The 24,201-nt window shown below is 35.4% G+C and carries 16 protein-coding genes; 6 read left to right on the top strand and 10 right to left on the bottom strand.

Annotation, left to right across the window (positions count from 1 at the left end; all coding sequences use genetic code 11):
* Window position 1: 1 nt before the first annotated feature.
* The 3 genes from FNW52_RS05605 to FNW52_RS05595 form a co-directional block, all read right to left on the bottom strand.
* Window positions 2-2,752 carry an OmpA family protein gene (locus tag FNW52_RS05605; RefSeq protein WP_143376481.1) on the bottom strand — a complete coding sequence of 917 codons (2,751 nt, stop codon included), beginning with the start codon at window positions 2,750-2,752 and terminating at the stop codon, window positions 2-4.
* Between the two features lie 294 nt (window positions 2,753-3,046).
* Window positions 3,047-4,240 (bottom strand): DUF4280 domain-containing protein, encoded by a 1,194-nt coding sequence (locus tag FNW52_RS21275; protein WP_143376480.1) that lies wholly within the window; start codon window positions 4,238-4,240, stop codon window positions 3,047-3,049.
* 14 nt (window positions 4,241-4,254) lie between these two features.
* Window positions 4,255-5,463 (bottom strand): peptidoglycan-binding protein LysM, encoded by a 1,209-nt coding sequence (locus FNW52_RS05595; protein ID WP_143376479.1) that lies wholly within the window; start codon window positions 5,461-5,463, stop codon window positions 4,255-4,257.
* 425 nt (window positions 5,464-5,888) lie between these two features.
* Between FNW52_RS05595 and pafA the strand changes: the two genes are divergently transcribed.
* On the top strand, window positions 5,889-7,505 hold the full coding sequence (gene pafA, locus FNW52_RS05590) for an alkaline phosphatase PafA (protein WP_143376478.1): 1,617 nt from the start codon (window positions 5,889-5,891) through the stop codon (window positions 7,503-7,505).
* 136 nt (window positions 7,506-7,641) lie between these two features.
* On the opposite strand, the gene FNW52_RS05585 is transcribed toward pafA, so the two are convergent.
* The 5 genes from FNW52_RS05585 to FNW52_RS05565 all read right to left on the bottom strand — a co-directional run bounded on the left by FNW52_RS05585 (window position 7,642) and on the right by FNW52_RS05565 (window position 11,077).
* Window positions 7,642-8,118, bottom strand: a complete 477-nt coding sequence (locus FNW52_RS05585) for a nucleotidyltransferase (protein ID WP_143376477.1) — start codon at window positions 8,116-8,118, stop codon at window positions 7,642-7,644.
* A gap of 1 nt (window position 8,119) precedes the next feature.
* Window positions 8,120-8,302: a hypothetical protein gene (locus tag FNW52_RS05580; protein WP_143376476.1), complete on the bottom strand. Its 183-nt coding sequence runs from the start codon at window positions 8,300-8,302 to the stop codon at window positions 8,120-8,122.
* Between the two features lie 154 nt (window positions 8,303-8,456).
* Window positions 8,457-9,674 (bottom strand): diaminopimelate decarboxylase, encoded by a 1,218-nt coding sequence (gene lysA / locus FNW52_RS05575; protein ID WP_143376475.1) that lies wholly within the window; start codon window positions 9,672-9,674, stop codon window positions 8,457-8,459.
* Between the two features lie 177 nt (window positions 9,675-9,851).
* A complete protein-coding gene (locus FNW52_RS05570) occupies window positions 9,852-10,421 on the bottom strand; it encodes a TetR/AcrR family transcriptional regulator (RefSeq protein WP_143376474.1) in 570 nt (189 codons plus the stop codon).
* Complete coding sequence (locus tag FNW52_RS05565; protein WP_143376473.1) at window positions 10,421-11,077, bottom strand: transglutaminase-like domain-containing protein; 657 nt, start codon at window positions 11,075-11,077, stop codon at window positions 10,421-10,423. Before FNW52_RS05565 ends, FNW52_RS05570 begins: the two co-directional genes overlap by 1 nt.
* Window positions 11,078-11,250: 173 nt before the next feature.
* Here FNW52_RS05565 and FNW52_RS05560 point away from each other — a divergent pair, with 173 nt between their 5' ends.
* From FNW52_RS05560 to FNW52_RS05540, 5 genes are all read left to right on the top strand, one after another.
* Complete coding sequence (locus tag FNW52_RS05560; protein WP_143376472.1) at window positions 11,251-12,450, top strand: acetyl-CoA C-acetyltransferase; 1,200 nt, start codon at window positions 11,251-11,253, stop codon at window positions 12,448-12,450.
* Window positions 12,451-12,689: 239 nt separating this feature from the next.
* A complete protein-coding gene (locus tag FNW52_RS05555; RefSeq protein ID WP_143376471.1) occupies window positions 12,690-14,840 on the top strand; it encodes a 3-hydroxyacyl-CoA dehydrogenase NAD-binding domain-containing protein in 2,151 nt (716 codons plus the stop codon).
* A gap of 28 nt (window positions 14,841-14,868) precedes the next feature.
* Window positions 14,869-16,041 (top strand): acyl-CoA dehydrogenase family protein, encoded by a 1,173-nt coding sequence (locus FNW52_RS05550; protein ID WP_143376470.1) that lies wholly within the window; start codon window positions 14,869-14,871, stop codon window positions 16,039-16,041.
* The gene (locus FNW52_RS05545) at window positions 16,041-16,472 is read left to right on the top strand and encodes a thioesterase family protein (protein ID WP_143376469.1); all 432 of its coding nucleotides are present in this window, start codon (window positions 16,041-16,043) and stop codon (window positions 16,470-16,472) included. The genes FNW52_RS05550 and FNW52_RS05545 overlap by 1 nt, the downstream gene beginning before the upstream one ends.
* Window positions 16,473-16,503: 31 nt before the next feature.
* Entirely contained in the window at window positions 16,504-17,568 is a 1,065-nt protein-coding gene (locus FNW52_RS05540) for a CaiB/BaiF CoA-transferase family protein (protein ID WP_143376468.1), read from the top strand.
* A gap of 502 nt (window positions 17,569-18,070) precedes the next feature.
* Here FNW52_RS05540 and FNW52_RS05535 read toward each other — a convergent pair.
* Window positions 18,071-19,525, bottom strand: coding sequence for a glutamate synthase subunit beta (locus FNW52_RS05535; protein ID WP_143376467.1), 1,455 nt, complete (start codon window positions 19,523-19,525; stop codon window positions 18,071-18,073).
* A gap of 2 nt (window positions 19,526-19,527) precedes the next feature.
* Complete coding sequence (gene gltB / locus FNW52_RS05530; protein WP_143376466.1) at window positions 19,528-24,045, bottom strand: glutamate synthase large subunit; 4,518 nt, start codon at window positions 24,043-24,045, stop codon at window positions 19,528-19,530.
* Window positions 24,046-24,201 lie beyond the last annotated feature (156 nt).

Raw genomic sequence — 24,201 nt, 5'->3', positions numbered from 1 at the left:
GTTAAAAATTAAAGTATACTACTTTTTTCAACTCTATCTTCTGCTTGCCAAATAAAGTAATTGGAGTTGTTTTACCAGTTGGGTTAGAATCAAAAAGTTCTGAGTCGTTATTAGTTGCAACAGCTCTCAATGTCATTTCCCCTTTAAGTCCCGAAAAAGTAGTAGTATCTTGATGGTACAATTGTCTGTTTTCTATGCCGTATTGCCTAGAAAAAGAAACATAACCCCCAAGGCTTGCCTTCCCTAATAATTCTACTTTTATGTGTTGTGGCGGAACAAGCGGTATCCAAGTTATTGTTTTGTCGACAACTCCATCAACTATTAACTCGGCACTTACCGTTATCACTGTACTGGCGTCATATGTTCCGTGGGAGTTTTTTAATTGGTTACTCGCTTTTTCAAAAATGGAATATTCTTTTGTAAGCGCATTATATGTAGCCGTATAGTCGGCATTTATTGTCCCTTTGAAATCTAGGGCTAGTGTCGCTTTTAACCCATAGTTGTCGAACAGTTTCTTTGCTCCTGCTGAATCTCCTGAATCTCTAGACAAATCGACTAGATTATGTACTTTGTTGTATTTTATACCAATAATCGGGTAAGCCATTATACGTACTTTGGTTACATTAGCAATACGCCCATCTTTTTGTTTCTCAAAATAATCCCCTTGAGACCATGAAATACTCGGGGTCATCAGTTCAAAACCCAATGCATCTAATTTTTTGGATGCTCTGGCTAGTTTTCTATACTTTCTTAATCGACCAAAAGAACCCTTACCTTTTGTAAGGTATAAAATAAGTAACTCTACAAGAACTACCGCAAGGCTCACTTCGGCTATATAAAGCTCAGCCATCCATCTGTACTTTTCCGTGTAATCTATACGTTCGGTAGGCGTTGTTGGATTAGAAAAATCATGTAGTGCATGAAACCCAACTGCAACGCTGTCTGGAATAGCTGTGAGAAAGTCAACAACTTCACCTACACTTTCTTCTGATTCTCCTGAAAGAAAGGGGATGTTTCCAATAAAACCTTTAATTTCTTCTTTTAGCTTTGTAAGAAACCTAATTCCAGTTGCTAAACTAACAGGAATATCTTTGTAAAACGGGGCTGATGGATAATCATAGCGAAAATGCCCCACCCAGTTAACGTCGGGATAGGCATTGATTACAAAGGTAGGATGCTCGGGTTTGGCAATAGAGTAATAAGCGCACGAGTGCACATAAAAACTATAGATATTCTTCCCTTTTCCCTTTACAAAAGCCTCTATTAGTTCGGGTATGCTTGGCGTTATGGAATGTACAGAGTGGGTTATTGAGTTATCGCCATCTTTTAAAGACTTTTTTCCTTTTTCTTTATAACTATCAACAAATGTTATTTCGTTTTTATGGTCGGCTGTTTTCACGCAACCTTTTCGAGTAAATCCGTTGATGTCTATTTTGAGTTTCTTCGGCATTTTGTAGCTAGGCACAATAACATCATGTACAAGGGCTTGAGCATCGTTTTCGAAAATTTTAAATTTTAAAGTAGTTCTCCTGTTCTGTTGGTGCAGTTCTTCTAAAATACCCTCTCCATGATTTATCAATCTTGATTTTCCGAAACCTTTTGACGAAATGTTAACGGGGTCAACTCCTTTTTTTATCAGATAATCTACTACGCTTTGCGCTCTTTTTTCTGACAATTTAAGATTATATTCATCTGTTCCTCTAATGTCAGTATGCGAACCTAATTCAACAGGCAATCGAGGTGGTTCGAGCAAGAATATTGCAATTTTTTCTAAAAATGGTTTTGCATCTTCCCGAATTTCCCATTTGTCATAATCATAGTGTATTCGTTCCAGTACAATAGATTTATCATTTGGGTTTAACTTTCTTATAAATTTGCCTTCATCAAAAAGCAGTGTTGGTTTATCATCTTTAGTGATGATAATTTTTTTGAACCTGCAATGCCCTGCATTTTTTAAATATTCATCTAATTTCCCTACTTTAAGAGGTGTTTGGTTTGTAGGTGGCTTTTGTGGACTAGGCTCGATTTTCTTTTTTATTTGCAGATAGCTTGCATGTATAGTCTCATTATTACTATTGGGTATGTATTCTTTAGTTACAGGGTTTTTGATTTTTACATAAAACTCTTCTACATCTTTAATCCCTTTTATTTGTCCATACCAAGAAAGAGTGTCCGAAAGAGAAAGATTTACCTCTCCATCTGCAACATCTACACTTGTATAAACTTTTATTGGTTTATCATCTTCCCCTTTTCTGTAAATATCAACAATCAGATTTGTGTATCCGTTAAGACCCTCGGTATCTAAATTAAGGTGTATGGTGTTTCCGTACGAAAAAACGTGAGATTTACCAACATCCTCCCCATCATTGGTTGTACTCCATTTACTGTGAATGATTTTTTGCTCGCACCATCCGCCTACGGCTAATCCTGCTTTTTTTGAATCACTCAAAGACGGAATACTGGCTTCTAAGTAATAGGCATAAGGCCCACAAAGTTTTTTAGGAATTTTTACACCATAATCTTCATTGTATGGTTTTGTCGTTTTTAGTACGGTTTCCCTTAAACGATAGCTTTGAAAATGCCAAAAAACATTTTTACCTTTTTCTAATTCTGTTGTACCCTCTTCCCATTCGCTTATTTTAAAATAGACGAATTGATTTCCTTTTGCAGTGAGTTTAACATCAGGTATGGAATATGTTTTAGAAACTTCCCCTTTACCTGTCCATTTAATTTTTTTTACGCCTTTTTTCATAGTGTTGATGTCTTTATATATCAGATTACATTTTACATTACTAATGCTTTCGATATATAATCGATTGTTAAATACAAAATGATTGAGTTTATTATTAGAAAAAACAAAGATGTTTTTATATTGACTCTAAAAATCAGATAAAATGCGAATATTAAAATCATTATACTGGGAATATAAATCCATAATATGTTCATTAACCAATCCCCCACATATTTCCATAAAAAAAAGAAATACATTAATGCAATTACAATAGATATTATATTTATTTTGACAACAATGTTGTATATTTTTTTATTATGCAATCTTCTCTCCATAGTTATGATTATTATATGAGATTTTTTTAGAGTTTGATTTTGCAGGGTCAAAAGTCGGTAATTTTCTGCTTTTGGCTAGTTTTACAGCCTCTTTGCCATTTATGAAATTCGTACAATCTTCTATCAAATAATTTTTTAAATCATTATCAATAGACCTGTGATTAGATCCTGGAGACAAGATATTTACTCCATTTGTGATTTTTGAATTTTCTATTTCTATCTGCTCGTTACCAATCCTTTCTCCTTCTTGATAATAATTGATAGCATTTTTAACATTAGCATTTATGTTATCATCATCGATACTAAAAGTACCACTTCTGGCGGCGTCTTTTATATCTAATGTAATGATAAAGTCGAATGTGATACTTGGATTTTCTTTTGTTAGTTCAATTATATTATCTGCACCCATACTATGACCAACCATAATTATCTTTACATTTCCATCTTTAGACCTAAAATCTTTTATCATTTTAAGAACTGCATTCTTCGTATTTTCGGTTCTGGAAGAAGAATAAACATAAACTTTAGTTTGTTCCGAGTTTAAATTGGTTAGTTTTCCTAATCCTCCATAATCAACAGAACTATATTTATCGTCTTTTGCTCTCTCTTTTCCATTCTCAGGGTTAGTACCGACTCCCTGTATCACAAATACAACGAACTCTGTTTTATTTCCTTGTCCACTCGCTTGCTCCATCCCTGTATGCTTCAGTTTGGGTTTATCCATACCTTTCAAATTCAATAACGGGTTTATTTTATTTTGAACATCAGGGTTTGCATTCTTTACATTTTGTTTACTGGCTTCTGTAATCTGTCCGTGTTTTGTGATTTCGATACAATCGGGCGCACCCATTGGGCAAGTGCCTTTACTGTCTTCTAGCAATGGTTTTCCTTTATTGGATAGAGTCATTTCTTCATAAAAACCACTCCATTTGGTAATCACAGCTTGGCAGGGTAAATAATCATTTCCTGCGGGTTGCATTTTGCATTTACCAAAAGTGTTTTTCTCTAGTGTTTGTCCTATGTCTTTATCGCTTGCAATTAATTTTTTTGAACCGTCTTTGTCATTTGCAAAATGCTTTGTTTGCGATTTTACTTTTAACTTATCAACTTTTGGCTCTACACTAAATTTGCATTTGCAGGTAGCACCTTGTACTACAATATGTTTTTCGCTCATAATTCTTTATTTTATTATCCTCTAAGAAGTCTTAGAACTCCTTTAAATAAACTTTCTTCCTTCTCTACTTCTCCTGCAAAAAAGCTTACGGTAGATTGTGTTCTTATTTCTTCATTGTCGTCTAAATTAGAAATTTGTACAGTCACTTTTTGAGGAACAGTAAGAGCTATGGTGCATTCCAAAAAGAGACTTTCCACACAATAGTTATTTGGATTCAAAAAATAAGTTGCGGTATAAGTCCCCTCAGCGTTTTCGGGTTCTTCGTTTGATAAAGTATCGTAAGGAAAATCAGTATCTCCTTCAAAATCTTCTCTTGTACGGGTATCAGCAAGTATGCCCTTTTGGGTTATATTAATTAGATTGTAAGAATCTAAATCAGGGTCTATTCTTTGCTCTACTTTAAACTTTACATCACTTGTTTTTGTCGATATTGGAAAGTAAACTTCGTTTTCAAATACTAATTCCTTATTGTATTGGGTGTTGATTCCGTTAAAAAAGGCTCTTAGAAACCAATCAGAACTAAGCGCTTTTATTATTGCGGATTTGTTTGCTATTTGTAAGTCATAAATATCCAACCATTCTTCTATCACTTCTCCCTGATATTCTTTTAGAATTTCAGTTTTCGTATTTTCCCATCGTTCTTTTATAGTGTCATAATTATGAATATCAACCCATTTGCCTTTTTCATTAACGATAACCGTTAACGGATAAAAAGCATAAGCCATTTTTTCTGCTAATTGGTCGGCTATTAAATCCGTTTCGTAACCATCAATATATACTTTCGAAAGTTTGTTGATTTCAAAAAACGAATATCCGTTATCGTTTATTGTTACCCATTTTACGAGTATTTCCTCTTTTATAGTAGTTTTTTTATCTCCATTCTCAATGGTGTACATTCCCAAATAATTGTTTTTTAGGCGTGCAGGTTTAAAAGGCAATTGATAAGCATCACTACTAAAACGCACGGGTTCTGGTGGGGCTTTTTCAGGTTCTCCGTTGGCTTGCAATTTTTCGGGTTTTAAAAGAAGGTATTCTAAATGACTCGGAAAATCATCTGGTATTACATCAGCATCTGGTATGCAATGCATATTGTGGTATGTTCTAAGACAATCCCTGTTTTTACCAAGCTTTTGAGCTACGCTATCTAAGATGTCTCCTTTTTCTATTTTGTAAGTATGATGTTCAACTGTATCCCAACAATCATAGGTTTCTTCAATAATCATGTATTTTGTAAGATTTATTTCAAAAACAAAACTAAAACTTTTTATTAAGATATACCATGTTGTAGGAAAAAAAATATTTTTTAGTTTCAGAGTTGCAAAAACTTTGCAAAACACTAGCAGCCATTATATAATTTAACGAAAAATACTCAAATCAAACGAAATCTAAACAAGAACTTTTGCAAAAGCTTTGCAAAGGTTTTGCAAAAAAAATAAAACAATACGAATTTTCAGATATCAAAATCAAACTCGGCTAGGTTTAAAAAGGTTTTTTTTTACGGAATCAGTTCTAATGCGGTAACGCGCTGATTATTTTGAGCATTTACTATTTTTTAGTTATGAATGGGTTAATTTATAGGTTTACTTATTTTGTTTTTGAACTTTTTTACGGGATAATGTGTATTTTTGTGTAAAATTTAAAATCTAGTATGAAAAAAATATTGTTGTTTTTAGTATGTGTTTTTTCTATTCATAGTCAAGCACAACAACGCCCGAAATTGGTGGTTGGAATTGTTGTCGATCAGATGAAAATGGAGTATTTGTATCGGTTTTCGGATGATTATTCTGCGAATGGTTTTAAGAGACTGATGGGCAAAGGGTTTACTTTTTACAACATGAATTATAATTATGTTCCTACATTTACGGCTCCTGGGCATGCATCAATCTATACGGGTACTACTCCCGCTACTCATGGAATTATGGGAAATGATTGGTTCATTCGTTCGACTGGGAAAAGTATGTATTGTACGGATGATGCTGGTGTAAAAACGCTGGTAGAAGGTACCGAAAAAGAAGGGGCCATGTCTCCGAAAAATCTTTTGAGTACTACGATTACGGATGAATTGCGTATGGCAACGAATTTTAAAGGGAAAGTGATTGGTTTGAGTATTAAGGATCGTGGCGCTATTTTGCCAGCGGGTCATTTTGCCAATTGGGCTTTTTGGTACACTAAATCGGGAGCGTTTATTTCGAGTACTTTTTATGGGGATAAATTACCGGATTGGGTGACGGCGTACAACAATGAAAAATCGTATATGAAGTATATTGAGAAGGGTTGGAGCTTGTTGCGTCCGCTTGATACGTACAACGAAAGTCTTCCAGATGATAACCCGTATGAAGGAAAGTTGGATAAAATAGCGAAGCCTGTTTTTCCTTATGATTTGAATAAAATTTATAAAGAAAACGGATTGGAAGTAATAAAAACTACTCCGTTTGGGAATGATATTTTGGCCGATTTTGCTATGAGAGCCATTGATAAAGAAGAATTAGGAAAAGATGATGTTACTGATTTTCTAACGGTAAGTTTTTCATCTCCTGATTATGTAGGGCATAACTTTGGACCAAGATCTATGGAAATGCAGGATACTTACTTGCGTTTGGACCTTACTATTGCGAAATTTTTAGACAATTTGGATGCAACTGTGGGTAAAGATAATTACTTGGTTTTCCTGACTGCGGATCATGCTGCTGCCGAAAACCCTATTTATATGAAAGATCATAAATACAATATTACCAATGTTCCGGGGAAAGATATTGTAAAATCTATGGAGAAATTTTCTATGGATACTTTTGGAGTTAATTTGGTTTTGAATTATTCTAACTTTAATCTTTATTTAAATCAAGTGCTTATAAAAGAGAAAGGATTGGAATTGCTTAAAGTGAAGAAAAGTTTTAAAGACTTTTTGATGACACAAGATCAAGTAAAAAGAGTCTATACCCAAGAGGATATTTTGGCTGCGACAGGGGAAGACTATTACTTGAATTTTATCTTTAAAGGATATGATCCGCAACAAAATGGCGATCTTGTTGTTCTTAACAAGACAGGTTATATGGAATATCAGGAAACTGGAACTACTCATGGAACGCCTAATAGTTATGATACTAATGTACCTTTGCTTTTTTACGGTTGGCATGTGCCACAAGGGGAGTCTTATAAAAAAGAGTACATCACATCGATTGCGCCTACGCTTTCGCAAATGCTGAAAATCACTTTCACGAATGGTACCGAAGCTGAAGTTTTGGAAGAATTATTGATTAAAAAATAATGTCTTTTTATAGAACCAAAAATCCCATCTCATTTAAAATGAGATGGGATTTTTATTTTAAGGTGTTACGATAATGGAATTGGAATTTAATTTTTTTAGAAAGTCTTCTGTAGTTTAGAAAGTTTTTATGGGTAAATTACTTTTTGTTTATTTCCCTTAGTTGTTGTATGTCTAATAAATCTTTAGGTCTATTGGATTTAATTTTGCTAGTGATCAAATCTTCAAGTGAAAGAACGTTCCATCTTAAAAAATTATTGCCATTAACTACAGCAACTTCACTATCATTATAGGCTTCTGAAAATGATTTGTTAACTGAAAAATTAGTTATCAATTCTAAATCTAAATCCAATGGGGAGAATTTAATGGAAATATTTTGTTGTTGTTGTCTTACCGCTAATGGAAAATCCTCTATTTCAAATCCCATTTCTTTAAAAACGAGAATTAATTTTTTAAAATTTTCTTCAGTGGTTTCTATCCAAAAATCAACGTCGGCTGAATGACGTTGGTATCCATGAAAATTTACTGCTCCTCCGCCAACCATTAGCATTCTAACCTGATGCATATTGGCTAACGTAACGAAACTGTTAATGTTTTCTTCCCAAGGTTGAAACATATTATTTTGCTTTAATTGTAATCAAAAAATTAGCCGATTTGTCTGTCTTTATTTTGGTAGGGAATTGATTTACTTTATACATAAGATTTAGAAAATCATAAATACGCTCAACTTTAGATAGTTTTAAAAAACTTTCTAGCTGTAGGGTATTGCTTTTTTCTTTGGTTTGAAATTGAATTTGCATAAGAATATCTTTTTACAAAATTAGACAAATTATGCCATTACTCATTATATTTTGCTATAATGGTTTTGCATAATGCCGTTTTATATTAAAAAATTCTTGAAACTTATACGAAACTAAAAATCCCATTTCAATGAAATGGGATTTTTAATTTATGTTAAACAGTTGCTTCTATAGGTAACGGAATTTGATTTTTCAATAAATCTTCAAACGTTTCATGTGCTCTTATTAAATGCCCTTTTCCGTTCATCCATAAAACTTCGGCTGGTTTGTAGCGCGAATTATAGTTGGATGCCATAGAGAAACAGTAAGCTCCCGCATTACGGAAACATAAAATGTCCCCTTCTTTTATTTCGGTAATTTTTCTGTTGGTCGCAAAAGTATCCGTCTCGCAAATGTATCCAACAACGGAATAAAAACGCTCTTTTCCTTTTGTATGAGAAATGTTTTCGATATGATGTTGTGAACCATAAAGCATTGGTCGAATTAAGTGATTGAATCCAGTGTCTATTCCCGCAAAAACGGTTGATGTAGTTTGTTTTACTACGTTTACTTTGGCCAAAAAGAAACCAGCTTCACTCACTAAAAATTTACCTGGTTCGAATATCAAGGTTAGATCTTTACCATATTCGGTACAGAATGCGTTGAATCTTTTGGATAATTTTTTACCTAATTCCTCAATATCAGTTTCGATATCATCTTTTTTGTAAGGTACTTTAAAGCCACTTCCGAAGTCTAAGAACTCCAAATCTTTGAAATTTTTTGCTGCGTCGAACAAAATTTCGGCAGCATATAAAAATACTTCAATGTCTAATATGTCTGAACCCGTATGCATGTGAATACCCACGATGTTCATATTGGTATTGTCAACGATACGTACCAAATGAGGCAATTGATGTACCGAAATACCAAATTTACTATCGATATGTCCTACCGAAATATTAGCGTTACCACCCGCCATTACGTGTGGGTTGATACGGATACAAACCGGTACGTGAGGATGTTTTGCGCCAAATTGCTCTAAGATAGACAAGTTGTCAATGTTGATTTGAACACCCAATGCATGTACCTCTTCAATTTCCTCAATAGAAACTCCATTTGGGGTGTAAAATATTTTTTCTGGTGCATAACCAGCATGTAATCCTAATAACACTTCTTGAATAGAAACGGTGTCTAATCCTGATCCCATATCTCTCAATAATTGAAGTATGGCAACATTAGACAATGCTTTCATCGCGTAGTTGATGCGTAAATTGGCTACTTTAGAAAAAGCCTTTGTTAATCTATTATACTGAGATTGTATTTTTTCGGCATCATAAACATAAAGTGGACTTCCAAATTGTTCTGCTAAGTGTAGTAAATCGTTTGCTTGCATCTTTCTATTTTTTTTACAAATTTATTGTTTTTAAGGTTACTGCCAAACTTACAGGAGTGATTTAACAAATTATAACAAATTGTTTTAAATGTAACTTTTAAGTTTTTTTGTGATCATCAAATGATAAAGGGAAGTTGGTTTTAAGATTTGGATCGCCTCCTATAAAATAATTCCATTTTATAGTTTACTAAACAGCTCTATTGTTTTTGCAATGGCATCATCAAAGTTTTCCCAAGTGGTCTCTGAGGTCAAATCGGTTGAAATAAATGTTTTGTTAAATTTAGACAGTAAAGTAAAATAAACATAACCGCCTATCATTAGCTGAAAGGCTGCATTCAGGGATTCGTCTTTTTCGTTTATTGTAAATGTTTTTCCTACTTGAGTGTTAAAATATTTAAAAAGACTTTTGGTGTCTTCGTTGTTTTCGATTAATTGCCAACGCAAAATTTCTTGCGTTAAAACGTTTTGACGCAATTCTTTAGTTCCTTCTTTTATAAAAAGTTTTAAATTCTCTATGTTGTCTTTTTTTTCGTCAATTGCCAAAAGAGATTTGAAAAAATCCCCTTTTTGGGCGAAACTTAGCAACAAACCTTTCATTCCCCCAAAATAGCGATAGATAAGTGTTTTTGAAACGCCTGCCTGTTTTGCAATAGCGTTAATCCCAATACCTTGAGGTCCCTTGTCTTTTAAAATATCCAAAAAAGCTTTGTAGATTTTTTCTTCTGTTGCAGCTCTGTCTTTTTTCATTACAAATTGGATAGGTTTAAAATGCTGCCTAATACAACTCCTTTTTCTTTAATTTTTGGATAATGATCGGTCATTAATTGAAACATAAAAGGCAAGGGAACTTCATTAAAAGTGCCGTAATCATCAAGATACTCCATGAAAACTTGGTTTCCGGTTTGGTCAAATTCTTGAAATATCGAATGGTTTTCCCCATCAAACTCGAGTACATGAACGTTTAATAATTGGCATAACTCCTTATTGAAAGCAGGAGTGGCTTTAATCCATTTATTGTTCAGGTAAATTTCTATATATCCGTGAGGCACCAATATATCCGAGCCAAATTTTTCGACTATGTGATCAATTGCAATGTGATTTTTTACTTTGGCCAATCCCAATCTTGCAGGAATATTCGCGGCTCGTAAAATGGCTATTAATATAACCACTTTGTCTATGCAATGCCCACTTTTATGTGTTATTAATTCCGAAGCTTTCCAATCTTCGTTTATTAAACTAAATCTGTTGGGATTATAAGGCCAAGTGTCGCGAACATGTAGATAGGCTTTTATGGCAAATTCTTTTTTTGTTACTGTTTCTCCTTTATTTAAAAAAGCAACGATGCTTTGTATTTTTTCATTTGAGATGTCGAAATGAAATGTTTCTTCGGTGTATTGTTTCATATAGTAAATGCAGCTTTTTAGGAGTACGTTTTTATTTATTTGATTGTAAATCAAAGTATTTAATACAAAAGTAAGGAAAAGTTAACTTTGAATGACTGTTTTTATTATATTTGTTACCGTATGGTAACATTTTTTTTATCAATGTAACCGTATGGTAACTTTAAAAACAAAAAATGGAAGCATATATTTATGATTCAGTAAGAACGCCTAGGGGAATAGGAAAAAACACAGGCTCTTTGGCGCAGCTTAGCCCAGTTCAATTACTAACTACATTATTAGAGGCACTAAAAGAAAGAAACAATTTAGACACAACCCTCGTGGAGGATTTAATCGTTGGTTGTGTTACCCAAATTGGCGAACAGGGAGGAAATATTGCAAAAGCGGCTGCTCAATGTTCGAATTATGGAGACCACTTATCAGCGGTTTCGTTAAATCGCTATTGCGCATCAGGCTTAGAGGCTGTTAATCAAGCGGCGGCAATGGTTAAATCTGGCTGGTCTAGTTTGATTATTGCTGGCGGAGTAGAATCGATGTCGCGGGTGCCTATGGGTATTGATGGTTCTGCGTGGGTAATGGAGCCCGAAGCAGCTTTTGGGAAATTTGTTCCTCAGGGAATCTCTGCCGACTTGATAGCGACAAAATTCGGATATTCTCGAAGCGATGTCGATAGTTTTGCCGTGGCTTCACAAAAACGAGCTGCAATTGCCCAGAAAAACGGGTTTTTTAATAAATCGTTAATTCCTGTTACGGATGTCAATGGGTTTGTGAATTTAGCAAACGACGAATACATTCGGGCTAATACTACGTTACAAACCTTATCAAACTTGTCTCCGGCTTTTGAGCAAATGGGAGAGATGTTGTTTGATCAAACTGCCATTGACAAATACTTAGAAATAGAAAAAATCAATCATGTGCATCATGCCGGCAACTCCTCTGGAATAGTGGATGGCGCAGCACTAATGCTGATTGGCTCTAAAGAAATTGGAGAGAAACTCGGATTAATACCTCGCGCAAAAATTAAAATGGGTTCCGTAATTGGCAGTGAACCGCTTATTATGTTAGAAGGTCCAATTCCGTCTACTGAAAAAGCATTACGCAATGCCAAAATGAGTGTGGGAGATATTGATATTTTTGAAGTTAATGAGGCTTTTGCGGTGGTTCCGTTACGTCTGATGGATCATTTCAATGTAGATCATTCAATAGTAAACGTCAACGGTGGCGCTATTGCTATGGGTCATCCTTTGGGAGCGACAGGCTGTATGATTCTAGGTACCGCTTTAGACGAATTGGAACGCCAAAATAAAAGTACCGCTTTAGCTACTTTATGTGTTGGGGGAGGAATGGGAATAGCAACAATTATTGAACGGATTTAAAAACTAAGTAACTATTTAGTTAGTTTTCAGTCTCAGTTTTCAGTTTTCAGCCCAAAAAGGATGTTAATTTTAAAGTATTTCTAAAATAGACTCCCTTTTTTATAAATATTGTTAAGAGAGCGAATAACAATGTTTATTGAAAACTCTGAAAACTCTGAAAACTGCCACTGCCACTGAGACTGAGACTGAGACTGAAAACTGTGAACGGAATAGTTATAAAACTAATTAATTATTAGATTATGAATAATGAGAAACATATAAAATATAATGTGGATAAAGACGGTATTGCATTTGTTACTTGGGATGTTGCCGACTCACCGGTTAACATAATGAATGAAAGTACCATACCAGAGTTCTTTTCAAGTATAAATAAAGCTATTGATGATGATGCCGTAAAAGGGATTGTTATTAATTCTGCCAAAAATGATTTTATAGCCGGCGGGGATTTAAAATGGTTTTTAAATTATGATAAATCCAAACAAGAATTTTTTGATATGCTCATGCAAACCCATATCAATTTACGGAAAATGGAAACCTGCGGAAAACCGGTTGTAGCAGCCATAAATGGTTTGGCTCTGGGTGGCGGTTGCGAAATTGCGTTGGCTTGCCATTATAGAATTATGGCCAACGACCCAAAAAACCGAATTGGATTGGTTGAGTGTTCAGTGGGCTTGATTCCGGGTGCGGGTGGTACGCAACGTTTTTTGAGAATGATTGGCGTCCAAAAAACCATTCAATATATCACACAGTCGAAAAAACTAACTGCTGAGCAAGCCTTGAAAGACGGACTTGTGGATGCCATTTGTGGCTTAGAAGAGGATATAAATTCAAAGGCTAAAAATTGGATATTAACAAGGGGAACAAGCGAACAGCCTTGGGATAATAAAAAATTCAAGGTTCCCGGAACTCCATTTGGCGTTGGGCAAATTTCGGGCGTGAATGAGTTTTTCAGCGTTTCCAATGCAATGGCTTATAAAACAACACACGGAAATTTGCCCCATATCAAAAATTTGCTGAGCACCATTTATTACGGCGGTCCTTGTAATATTGATAAAGCTTTGGAAATCGAATTGCGCTATTTTGTGGCTACCTTATACAGTAAAGAAACAAAAAACATCATTAGGTCTTCATTTATGTTTATTAACGATGCGGCCAAAGGAAAATCAAAACCCAAAGGATACGACAGCGTTTCGTTTAAAAAAGTGGGTGTTATAGGGGCTGGAATGATGGGAGCCGGCATTGCTTATGTAAATGCCAAGGCTGGACTAGATGTAGTTTTAAAAGATGTGAGTTTGGCAAAAGCGGAATCGGGTAAAGACTATGTTAAAAAACAAGAGGAAGAGAAACTAAAAAACGGATTGACAACTGATTTTAAAATGAATGCACTGCTTCAAAAAATCCAACCTTCTGAATCGGAAAATGATTTGTCCCCTTGTGATTTGATTATTGAAGCGGTTTTTGAGAACGAAAAACTAAAGAATTCGGTAACTATAGAAACCGAAAAAGTGATTCGTAACGAGGTGATTTATGCCTCTAACACTTCAACTATTCCAATAACGAAACTTGCGGAAGCATCGTTAAGGCCTGATAAATTTATAGGATTGCATTTTTTTTCGCCAGTAGAAAAAATGCCATTGGTTGAAGTTATTGTAGGCAAAGAAACAAGCGAAAAAACATTGGCAGCCGCTATTGATTATGTAACCTTTATTGGAAAAGTACCCATAATAGTAAATGATGGTCGGGGATTTTTTACTTCAAGAGTTTTCGGAAAATATGTAAATGAAGGAATTGCAATGCTTACAGAAGGGATTCCTCCGGCGGTAATAGAAAATGTGGCAAAAAAAATAGGAATGCCGGTAGGTCCTTTGGCTATTTCAGATGAAGTTAATTTGAAATTAATGTTGGCAATAATGAGCGAAGACCCAAATTTAACCGCTCATGAAATTCAATTGAAAAACACATTAATTGCTATTGTTGACATTCATGGCAGAACGGGCAAAAAAGAAGGAAAGGGTTTTTATGAGTATCCAAAAAACGAGAAAAAATCAATTTGGAAAGAATGGGCAAACATTTATCCACCTCAATCCAGTTATAATGAAGAGGAAGTTGGAAGAAGATTATTATTCGCAATGGTCATCGATTCGTATAAGTGTTTAGACTCGGGAGTTCTTCGAGAACCAAAAGATGCTGATGTTGGCTCTATTTTAGGGCTGGGATTTCCAATACATACCGGAGGCGTTATGTCGTATATCGATTATATAGGTGCGGCCGAGTTTGCTTTGTATAGTGAAAAGTTGGAGCACAAATATGGGGAACGATTTAAATTGCCTGAAAGTTTAAAAGAGCGAATTGAAAAAGCAGGAACTAACCGTGTTTTCTACAAAAATTAAAAAATTATAAACTATAAAAACCAAAAAAATGCTACAGAACATATTACTTGAACGAAAAATTTATGCATCCGAAGAACATAAAATGATGCAAAAAATGATACAGGAATTTATTTCAAACGAAATTATCGATCAGATAGACGAATGGGAGAAAAAGGGGATGGTAAGCCGGGAAATATGGAAGCGGGCCGGAGAATTAGGATTGTTGTGTATCGATATGCCGGAAATTTATGGTGGAGGCGGATTAGATTTTACATTTAATGCCTTGCTTATTGAAGAATTTGCGAAAAAGGGTATAAGCGGCCCTGGTTTTTCGTTGCATTCCGATATTATAGCGCCTTATTTATTGAATTATGGCACAGAAGCGCAAAAGCAAAAGTATTTGCCATTAATGGCTAAGGGGGAGATTATTACCGCTATAGGAATGACCGAGCCCAATTGTGGCAGTGACTTGCAAGCCATTCGAACCACGGCCGAAGACAAAGGAGATCACTATCTGGTAAATGGCCAAAAAACATTTATAACCAACGGCTATATGTGTGATATGGCTGTAGTTGCCGTGAGAACAAACCCGAAAACCGAAAATGAAGGGGTTACATTGCTTATTTTAGAATCATCAATGGAAGGTTTTACGAAAGGAATTCCCTTTAAAAAAATCGGAATGAAGTCCCAAGATACCGCTGAGCTATTTTTTGATAATGTAAAAGTTCCGAAGGAAAATAGACTAGGAGACGAAAAAATGGGGTTTAAAATTATGATGAAAGAATTGGCTAGAGAGCGACTAACGGTAGGTATTTTTGCCGTTGCAGGCGCAGAAGGGGCCATCGAAAATACTATTGCCTATACTACGCAAAGAACGGCTTTTAATACTCCTATAGCTGGATTTCAAAACACCCAATTTAAGTTAGCGGAATGCGCCTCGCAAATGCAGATACATCAGGCTTTTATGGACAGATGCATCGAATTATTGGCAGACCATAAATTATCAACAGAAAGCGCTTCTATGATTAAATATTCGGCAACCGATATGTGCAGTAAAGTTGTGGATGAGTGTTTGCAATTATTTGGCGGTTATGGTTATATGTGGGATTATCCAATTGCCAGAATGTACGCTGATAATCGTGTGGCACGCATTTATGCCGGCACGAATGAAATTATGAAAATAGTGATCGCACGTGGATTGCTCAAAGATCTTTTGAAGTAATGGAAGAATTATTGAAAGAGTACAAAGTAGTGTCAACTATCAAAGTACAGTGGGGCGATATGGATGCATTTCAACACGTGAATAATGTGGTTTATGTGAGATGGGGTGAAATTGCACGGATTGATTATTTTAATGCTTTTGGTGTATTTTCAGCTGATCCCGGAAAAATGGAATTTGCCCCAATTTTAGGTTTTCAATCGGTTAAATACATTGCCCCATTGGTGTATCCTGACACGATCCAAATTGGAACAAAAACCGAAGAAATTAAAGAGGATAGGATTGTGCTTAAATCTTTTTATTACAGTGAAAGCCAACAGAAATTGGTGGCGGTAAAAACACATGAGGTCATTATTTTTGATTACAAAACCCAAAAGAAAATACCGATTCCAAAAGGATTAATTCTTAAAATAAATAATTTAGAAGGCCTGTGATTTTTTATATAAAAACCAAAAACTAAACGATATGCAAGAAATTCTGCCATTAAAAGGAATGAAGATTTTGGATTTTACGCGTTTGTTGCCGGGACCCTTGGGTACCCATATTCTTAGCCAACTTGGGGCGGAAGTTATAAAAATAGAGAGCCCAAAAAGAATGGATTATTCGCGGTTTTATCAACCGCAAATTGATGGGGTTTCTACCTTATTCCATACTTTAAATCATGCCAAAAAACAAATGATAATAGATTATGAAACCCCGGAAGGGTATAGGCTAATTGTGGAAGAAATAAAAAAAGCTGACGTTTTGGTGGAGCAATTTCGTCCCGGAGCAATGGAAGGGTTTAATTTATCGTTTGAAACAGTCAGGAAAATTAATCCTAAAATAGTCTATATTTCGGTAACGGGTTATGGGCAAACTGGGGAGAAAAAAGATGCTGCAGGCCACGATTTAAATTACATGGCAGAAACCGGTTTGTTGAGTATGAATCGAGACGGGCAAGGAAGACCCATAATCCCAGGCTTTCAAGTGGCCGATATTGCTGGTGGTTCGTTTATGTTGGTTTCTGCCTGCACCTGTGGTTTGCTTGCGCAAAAAATGCAACAAAAAGCGCAGTATATTGATGTTTCGTTGTTTGACGCAACACTGGCTTTTGGAGCAATAGCACAAGGAATGTTACAAGGAAGTGCCGACTATAATCAAATGCCTTTTTTAAGTGGTTTAATGGTTAATTATAACCTCTATGAATGTTCCGATAAAAAATGGGTGGCTTTAGGCGCTTTGGAATTAAAGTTTTGGAATTCATTTTGCGAGATGGTAGAGCAGCCTTCATGGAAAACTTCTGAAAGTGCCGATTTAATGACTGGTGTTTTTGACAAGAAACAGCTTGAAGAATTATTTAAAACAAAAACAAGGGACGAGTGGATATCCAAGGCTGCAACTTTTGATGTATGCCTGTCTCCAGTGCTTGATTTAAAAGAAGTTTACGAACTAAAGCATACCAAAGACAGAGCTGTTTTTGAAGATGTTAAAATTGACGAAAAAAACATTAAAATTTATACGAAACCCTTCAAAACATATACGGGCTTGTAGTTTTTTGGCTCTCTAATAAATGGAATGGGTTAATTTTTTTTGCTCTATTCTAGAATATGCAGCATTGAATTTTAACCATATAAGAAATATAAGTTCATTCAAGCTAGGATGTAAAAAGCAAGGGCGCACGACAAATTGCATTTCTTAGGAAATTTTTAAAAATCTGCGAAAATCTGTGAAATCTGCGTGAAAAATTGGCACGCGGATTTCGCAGATTTACGCAGATTTGATAGGTTAATGTATCATAACAGCAATTATTTCTTAATCAAATTGATTGTGATTTTTGAAAAGATGCAATTTGTCGTGCACACAAAAAGCAATAACTTATATGTCCTTATATTTCTTATATGGTAAGCCTTTTCACAGCGCTATTTTTTTATTAGCTGGGTAAAAAGGAATGTAATTTGAAAAGGCTATTTATTATAGAATTAATCGATAATTAAAAAAAATCCCCTGACAAAAAAAATAATGCCAAGGGATTTAAAAAAAAAATAATTATTTGTTACAAAGCAGGCAAATCGCCTTTCCCTTTTGTTGGCAAATTGGTAAACCCCATTAAGTATAAATCTACTTCTCTTGCAGCCTCACGACCTTCAGAGATTGCCCAAACGATTAAAGATTGCCCTCTTCTCATATCCCCAGCGGTAAAAATATGAGGAACATTGGTTTGATAGTTGGTTGCTTTATAATTGCTGCGCATATCAATTTCTAGTCCTAATTGGTCGCTTAACGTTTTTTCAGGACCCGTAAATCCGAGTGCCAATAAAGCCAAATCACAAGGCCATATTTTCTCTGATCCTTCTTTCTCTATTAATTCAGGTCTTTGTCCTGGTGTCATTTTCCAAGCCACTTCAACGGTTTTTAATCCAACGAGTTCTCCTTTTTCGTTTGCAAGGAATTCTTTGGTATTAATCAACCAGTTTCTGTTGCAACCTTCTTCGTGTGATGAAGATGTTTTCAATTGCAACGGCCAAAATGGCCAAGGTGTAGTTTCGCTTCTTCCTACTGGAGGTTTAGGCATGATTTCAAAATTAGTCACGGATTTTGCTCCGTGTCTGTTTGAAGTTCCCACACAATCCGATCCTGTATCTCCACCACCAATCACGATGACATCTTTTCCTGTCGCCATTACTTGATCGGTAATTGTTTCTCCGAACAATACTTTGGTTTGTTGTGTCAAGAAATCCATTGCTTGAACAACTCCTTTGCTATCGGCACCTTTAGTTGGTAAGCCTCTTCTTTCGGTTGCACCACCGCATAATACGATAGAATCAAAAGCGTTTAATTGGTCTACACTATAATTAACTCCTACGTTTACATTGGTTTTAAAAACAACTCCTTCTGCTTCTAATACTTTTACACGTCTGTCGATAATTCCTTTTTCTAATTTGAAATTTGGAATTCCATAACGCAATAATCCACCGATTGCATTGTCTCTTTCAAAAACGGTAACGGTATGTCCAGCACGATTTAATTGTTGTGCTGCGGCCAATCCTGCAGGACCAGATCCGATTACAGCAACTGTTTTTCCTGTTCTTACTTCTGGTGTTTGTGGTTTGATCCAACCTTCTGCAAAACCTCTTTCGATAATATTCTTTTCAATATTTTCGATAGCTACAGGCTCACTGATAATTCCTAATACGCATGATTTTTCACAAGGTGCAGGACATAGACGGCCTGTAAATTCTGGGAAGTTGTTTGTCGATTGTAAGATCTTCAAAGCGCTTTCCCATTCTTCTTGATGCACCATGTCATTAAAATCAGGAATTAAATTCCCTAAAGGACAAGAGCTGTGACAAAAAGGAATTCCGCAATCCATACATCTGGAACCTTGTTCTTTGATTTTGTCTTTTGCTAACGGAACTGTAAATTCATTATAATTTGATACTCTTTCTAGAACAGCAACATTACTTTCGTCGGTTCTATTATATTCTTTAAATCCACCTATCTTTCCCATGACTATTGTGCTATTAGTTCTTCAATTTGCTTTTCTTCTGCCAATCTTTGCAATGCTTTTTTATAATCTGTTGGCATTACTTTGATGAAATGTTTGCTTTCGTTTTCCCAATCAGTCAAAATTCTTTTTGCTAAAGGACTGTTGGTGTACATAGAATGATTTCTGATTAATCGTCTTAATTTAGTTAAATCATCTTCTTCCAATGTTTCTAGGGCAACCATTTCCATGTTGCACAAACCGTCTTCAAATTTCTTTTTGGCATCATACACATAAGCAACGCCACCACTCATACCTGCTGCGAAGTTTCTACCTGTTTTTCCAAGAACCACTACAGTTCCGCCAGTCATGTATTCACAACCATGATCTCCAATTCCTTCAACAACGGCAGTTGCTCCCGAGTTTCTAACGGCAAAACGTTCTCCAGCCATACCATTAATGTAAGCTTCTCCAGTTATTGCACCATAAAGAGCCACGTTTCCAATAATAATATTGTCTTCCGGTTTGAAAGTGGCAGTAGGAGGAACTTTGATGATTAATTTAGCTCCGGAAAGTCCTTTTCCTAAATAATCATTACAGTTTCCGTGTATTTTGAATGATAATCCACTTGTTGCAAATGCACCAAAACTTTGTCCAGCAGATCCTGTAAAGTCAACAAGAATCGTATCATCAGGTAATCCTTGTGATCCGTAAATTTTTGAAATTTCATTACTCAAGATAGCACCAACGGAACGGTCTGTGTTTTTAATATCAAAGGTTACTCTTGTTCTTTCTTTTCTGTAAATAGAAGGAATAGCCGCTTTTATAATATCAAAATCCAATACATTTTCTAATGCGTGATCTTGGGTTGTTGTATTATGATTTGGAACCGTTTTTGCTTTTTCTGGTTTATAAAGGATAGAAGACAAATCCAATCCGCTTGCTTTATAATGTTTAATCGCTTTGTTGACATTTAATTTTTGCGATTGTCCCACCATTTCTTTCAATGTTCTAAAACCAAGTTGAGCCATGATTTCTCTTAACTCTTCGGCAATAAAATACATGAAGTTAATAATGTGTTCTGGCGTTCCTTTGAAGTTTTTTCTCAATTCTGGATCTTGTGTTGCAATACCTACTGGGCAAGTATTCAAGTGACAAGCTCTCATCATGATACAACCCGATGCCACAAGAGGCGCAGTTGCAAAACCAAATTCTTCGGCTCCTAGTAATGCTGCAATAGCTACATCACGTCCTGTTTTTAATTGACCGTCACATTCTAAAACCACACGACTTCTTAAATCATTTAAGATTAAGGTTTGTTGTGCTTCGGCAAGACCCAATTCCCATGGAATACCTGTGTGCTGTAAAGATGTTAATGGTGCAGCACCTGTTCCTCCATCATATCCTGAAATCAAGATTACATCAGCTTTTGCTTTGGCAACACCTGCAGCGATTGTTCCAACCCCAACTTCGGCAACCAACTTCACGTTGATTCTTGCTTCACGATTGGCATTTTTTAAATCAAAAATCAATTGAGATAAATCCTCGATAGAATAAATGTCATGGTGAGGCGGAGGAGAAATAAGTCCTACATAAGGTGTAGAATTTCTTGTTTCTGCAATCCAAGGCACCACTTTTTCGCCTGGTAACTGTCCACCTTCTCCAGGTTTTGCACCTTGAGCCATTTTTATCTGAATTTCTTTGGCATTCGTCAAATAATTGATCGATACTCCAAATCTTCCAGAAGCGACTTGTTTGATGGCACTATTTCTAGAGTCTCCATTCATGTCTTTTTGAAAACGTTGTGGGTTTTCTCCACCTTCTCCAGAATTACTTTTTCCACCAATTCTGTTCATGGCAATCGCTAGATTTTCATGCGCTTCCTGGCTGATAGAACCGTAAGACATGGCTCCAGTTTTGAATTTTTTCACAATCTCTGTCCAAGGCTCTACTTCGTCAATAGAAATTGGATCCAGGTTGTTGAATTCGAATAATCCTCTAATGGTCATCAAGTTTTCACTTTGATCGTTTACCATATTAGAGTATTCTTTGTAGCTTTCAGGGCTGTTCAAACGAACGGCTTGTTGTAATTTTGAAATGGTAGTTGGGTTGAACATGTGTTTTTCGCCATTTCTTCTCCATCTGTAGATTCCTCCAATTTCTAAAGGCAATAAGTTTGCAATTTCCGATTTTGGAAAAGCATTTTGATATCTTTTCTTAACTTCTCTTTCAATTTCCATCAATCCAATACCTTCAATTCGAGAAGGAGTGTATGGGAAATATTTAGAGCTGAATGTTTTGTTTAAACCTAAAATCTCAAAAATTTGTGCGGCTCTATACGAATGTAAAGTAGAGATACCAATTTTATTCATGATTTTAAGGATCCCTTTTGCAATAGCTTTATTGTAATTTTTAACCGCATAATCCCCTTTTACACCAGTGATAAAACCTTGGTTCACTTGGTCGTGAATGATTTCATTGACCATATACGGATTGATGGCACTAGCTCCATATCCAAATAATAATGCAAAATGATGTGGCTCACGTGGTTCTGCCGATTCGATTATGATTCCGAATTTCGAACGAACTTTTAGAATATTCAAAGAGTGATGAATATAAGAAGTTGCCAATAACATAGGTATCGGTGCCAATTCTTTGCTAACGCCTCTGTCCGAAAGGATAACAATATTGCACCCCTCAGAAACGGCTTTGAAAGTCGCTTGAACGCATTTTTCTAAAGCACGCTCTAAACCATTTACTCCTTTTTCTATTTTGTATAAAGTAGAAATAGTAACCGATTTGAAATCATCGTGTGAAATATTTTTTAATTTATCTAAATCCTCATTTGATATAACAGGATTTTGGATTTTTATCTTTTTACAATGAATATCAGTGATGTCAAAAAGATTGTAGTCTCCACCAATTGCCAAACTAGTGTCAGTGATTATTTCTTCACGAATACCGTCCAAAGGTGGGTTGGTTACTTGTGCAAATAATTGTTTGAAATAGTTGTACAACAGTTGTGGCTGATCTGATAATACCGCAAGAGGAGTGTCATTACCCATTGAACTCAAGGCTTCATTACCTTGACCTCCCATTGGGTTGATGATTGTTTTTAAATCCTCAATAGTATAACCGAACAAACGTTGTCTGGTTTCAAAATCAATTTTTTCTGTTGGAATAGGATTGTTCGTATAAGGGATTTTAGCCAATTGCAATAGATTTTTATCTAACCATTCTCTGTAAGGACGTTTGGTTACTACTGAATTTTTGATTTCTTCATCTTCGATAATACGACCTTCGTTCATGTCAACAAGGAACATTTTCCCTGGCTCCAATCTTCCGTGTTGTACTACATCTTCTGGTTTAATATCAAGTACTCCAATTTCGGATGACATGATAACAAAACCACTTTTTGTTAAGGTATAACGAGAAGGACGCAATCCATTTCTGTCCAATAATGCTCCAATTACGTTTCCGTCTGTAAACGGAATAGACGCTGGACCATCCCAAGGCTCCATGATGCAAGCATTGTATTCGTAGAACGCTTTCTTTTCATCCGACATTGTTTGGTGTTTTTCCCAAGCTTCAGGAACCACCATCATCATTACTTCTGGCAAAGAACGGCCAGTCATTAATAATAACTCCACGACCATGTCCATAGAAGCCGAATCTGATTTTCCTTCTAATATAATTGGGAATAATTTTTTTAGATCCTCTCCAAAAACATCGCTTTGCATCAATTCTTCACGAGCACGCATTCTGCTTACGTTTCCTCTTAAAGTATTGATTTCTCCATTGTGACACATGTATCTAAAAGGTTGTGCCAAATCCCAAGAAGGGAATGTATTGGTAGAAAAACGCTGATGAACAAGAGCTAGTCGAGTCACTAAGTCGGTATCTAATAAATCAGTATAATATCTGCTGATGTCTTCTGGCATCAACAAACCTTTGTATATAATTGTCGTAGTGGAACAACTTGAAAAGTAGAACATATGACTTTCCGAAGTTCTAGAATTTCGAATAGTGTGTTCTGCAATTTTTCTAGCCATAAAAAGTTTGGCATTGAATTGTTGCTCTGTAATATCCATTCCGTTTTTACCAACAAAAACTTGTTTAACGGTTGGTTCTTTTTCGGCGGCAATTTGACCAAGATTAGAAACATCAACAGGGACATCTCTCCATCCTAAAACAGATAGGTTTTGATCTTTTATAGCAGCTTCAAAAGTGTTTTTACAGAAAGTAACTTGGTTCTGGCTTTTTGGCATAAAAGTCATACCTACAGCATATTCTCTAACTTCTGGAATTTCAAAATCACAAACCTTCTTAAAAAAAGTATGTGGAATGTCAAAAAGGATTCCAGCTCCATCTCCAGTTCTTCCATCAGCACTTACCGCACCACGATGTTCTAACTTTATTAAAATATCTAAAGCCTTATGAATAATGTCATTAGACTTAATTCCATTCAAATTACATATAAATCCTGCGCCACAGTTGTCGTGTTCAAATTCCGGCAAATAAAGGCCTTGTTCTTTAACTCTCATGTTTATATTTTTTTTACAAATTTAAAGATTTCGTTAAATATAATGCATCAGAAATGCTGTAACGCTCTTATTTTTGTGATAAAACGATAAAAACGTTTGATAAATATCGATAATATGATTAAAACATATCGAAATTGATAATCTGACAATAATGTT

The organism is Flavobacterium sp. ZT3R18 (assembly GCF_007097385.1).
In the GTDB taxonomy this organism is placed as follows: Bacteria; Bacteroidota; Bacteroidia; order Flavobacteriales; family Flavobacteriaceae; genus Flavobacterium.
The sequence above is the reverse complement of the archived record's forward strand: the minus strand, read 5'-3'. Positions and strand labels throughout refer to the sequence as shown.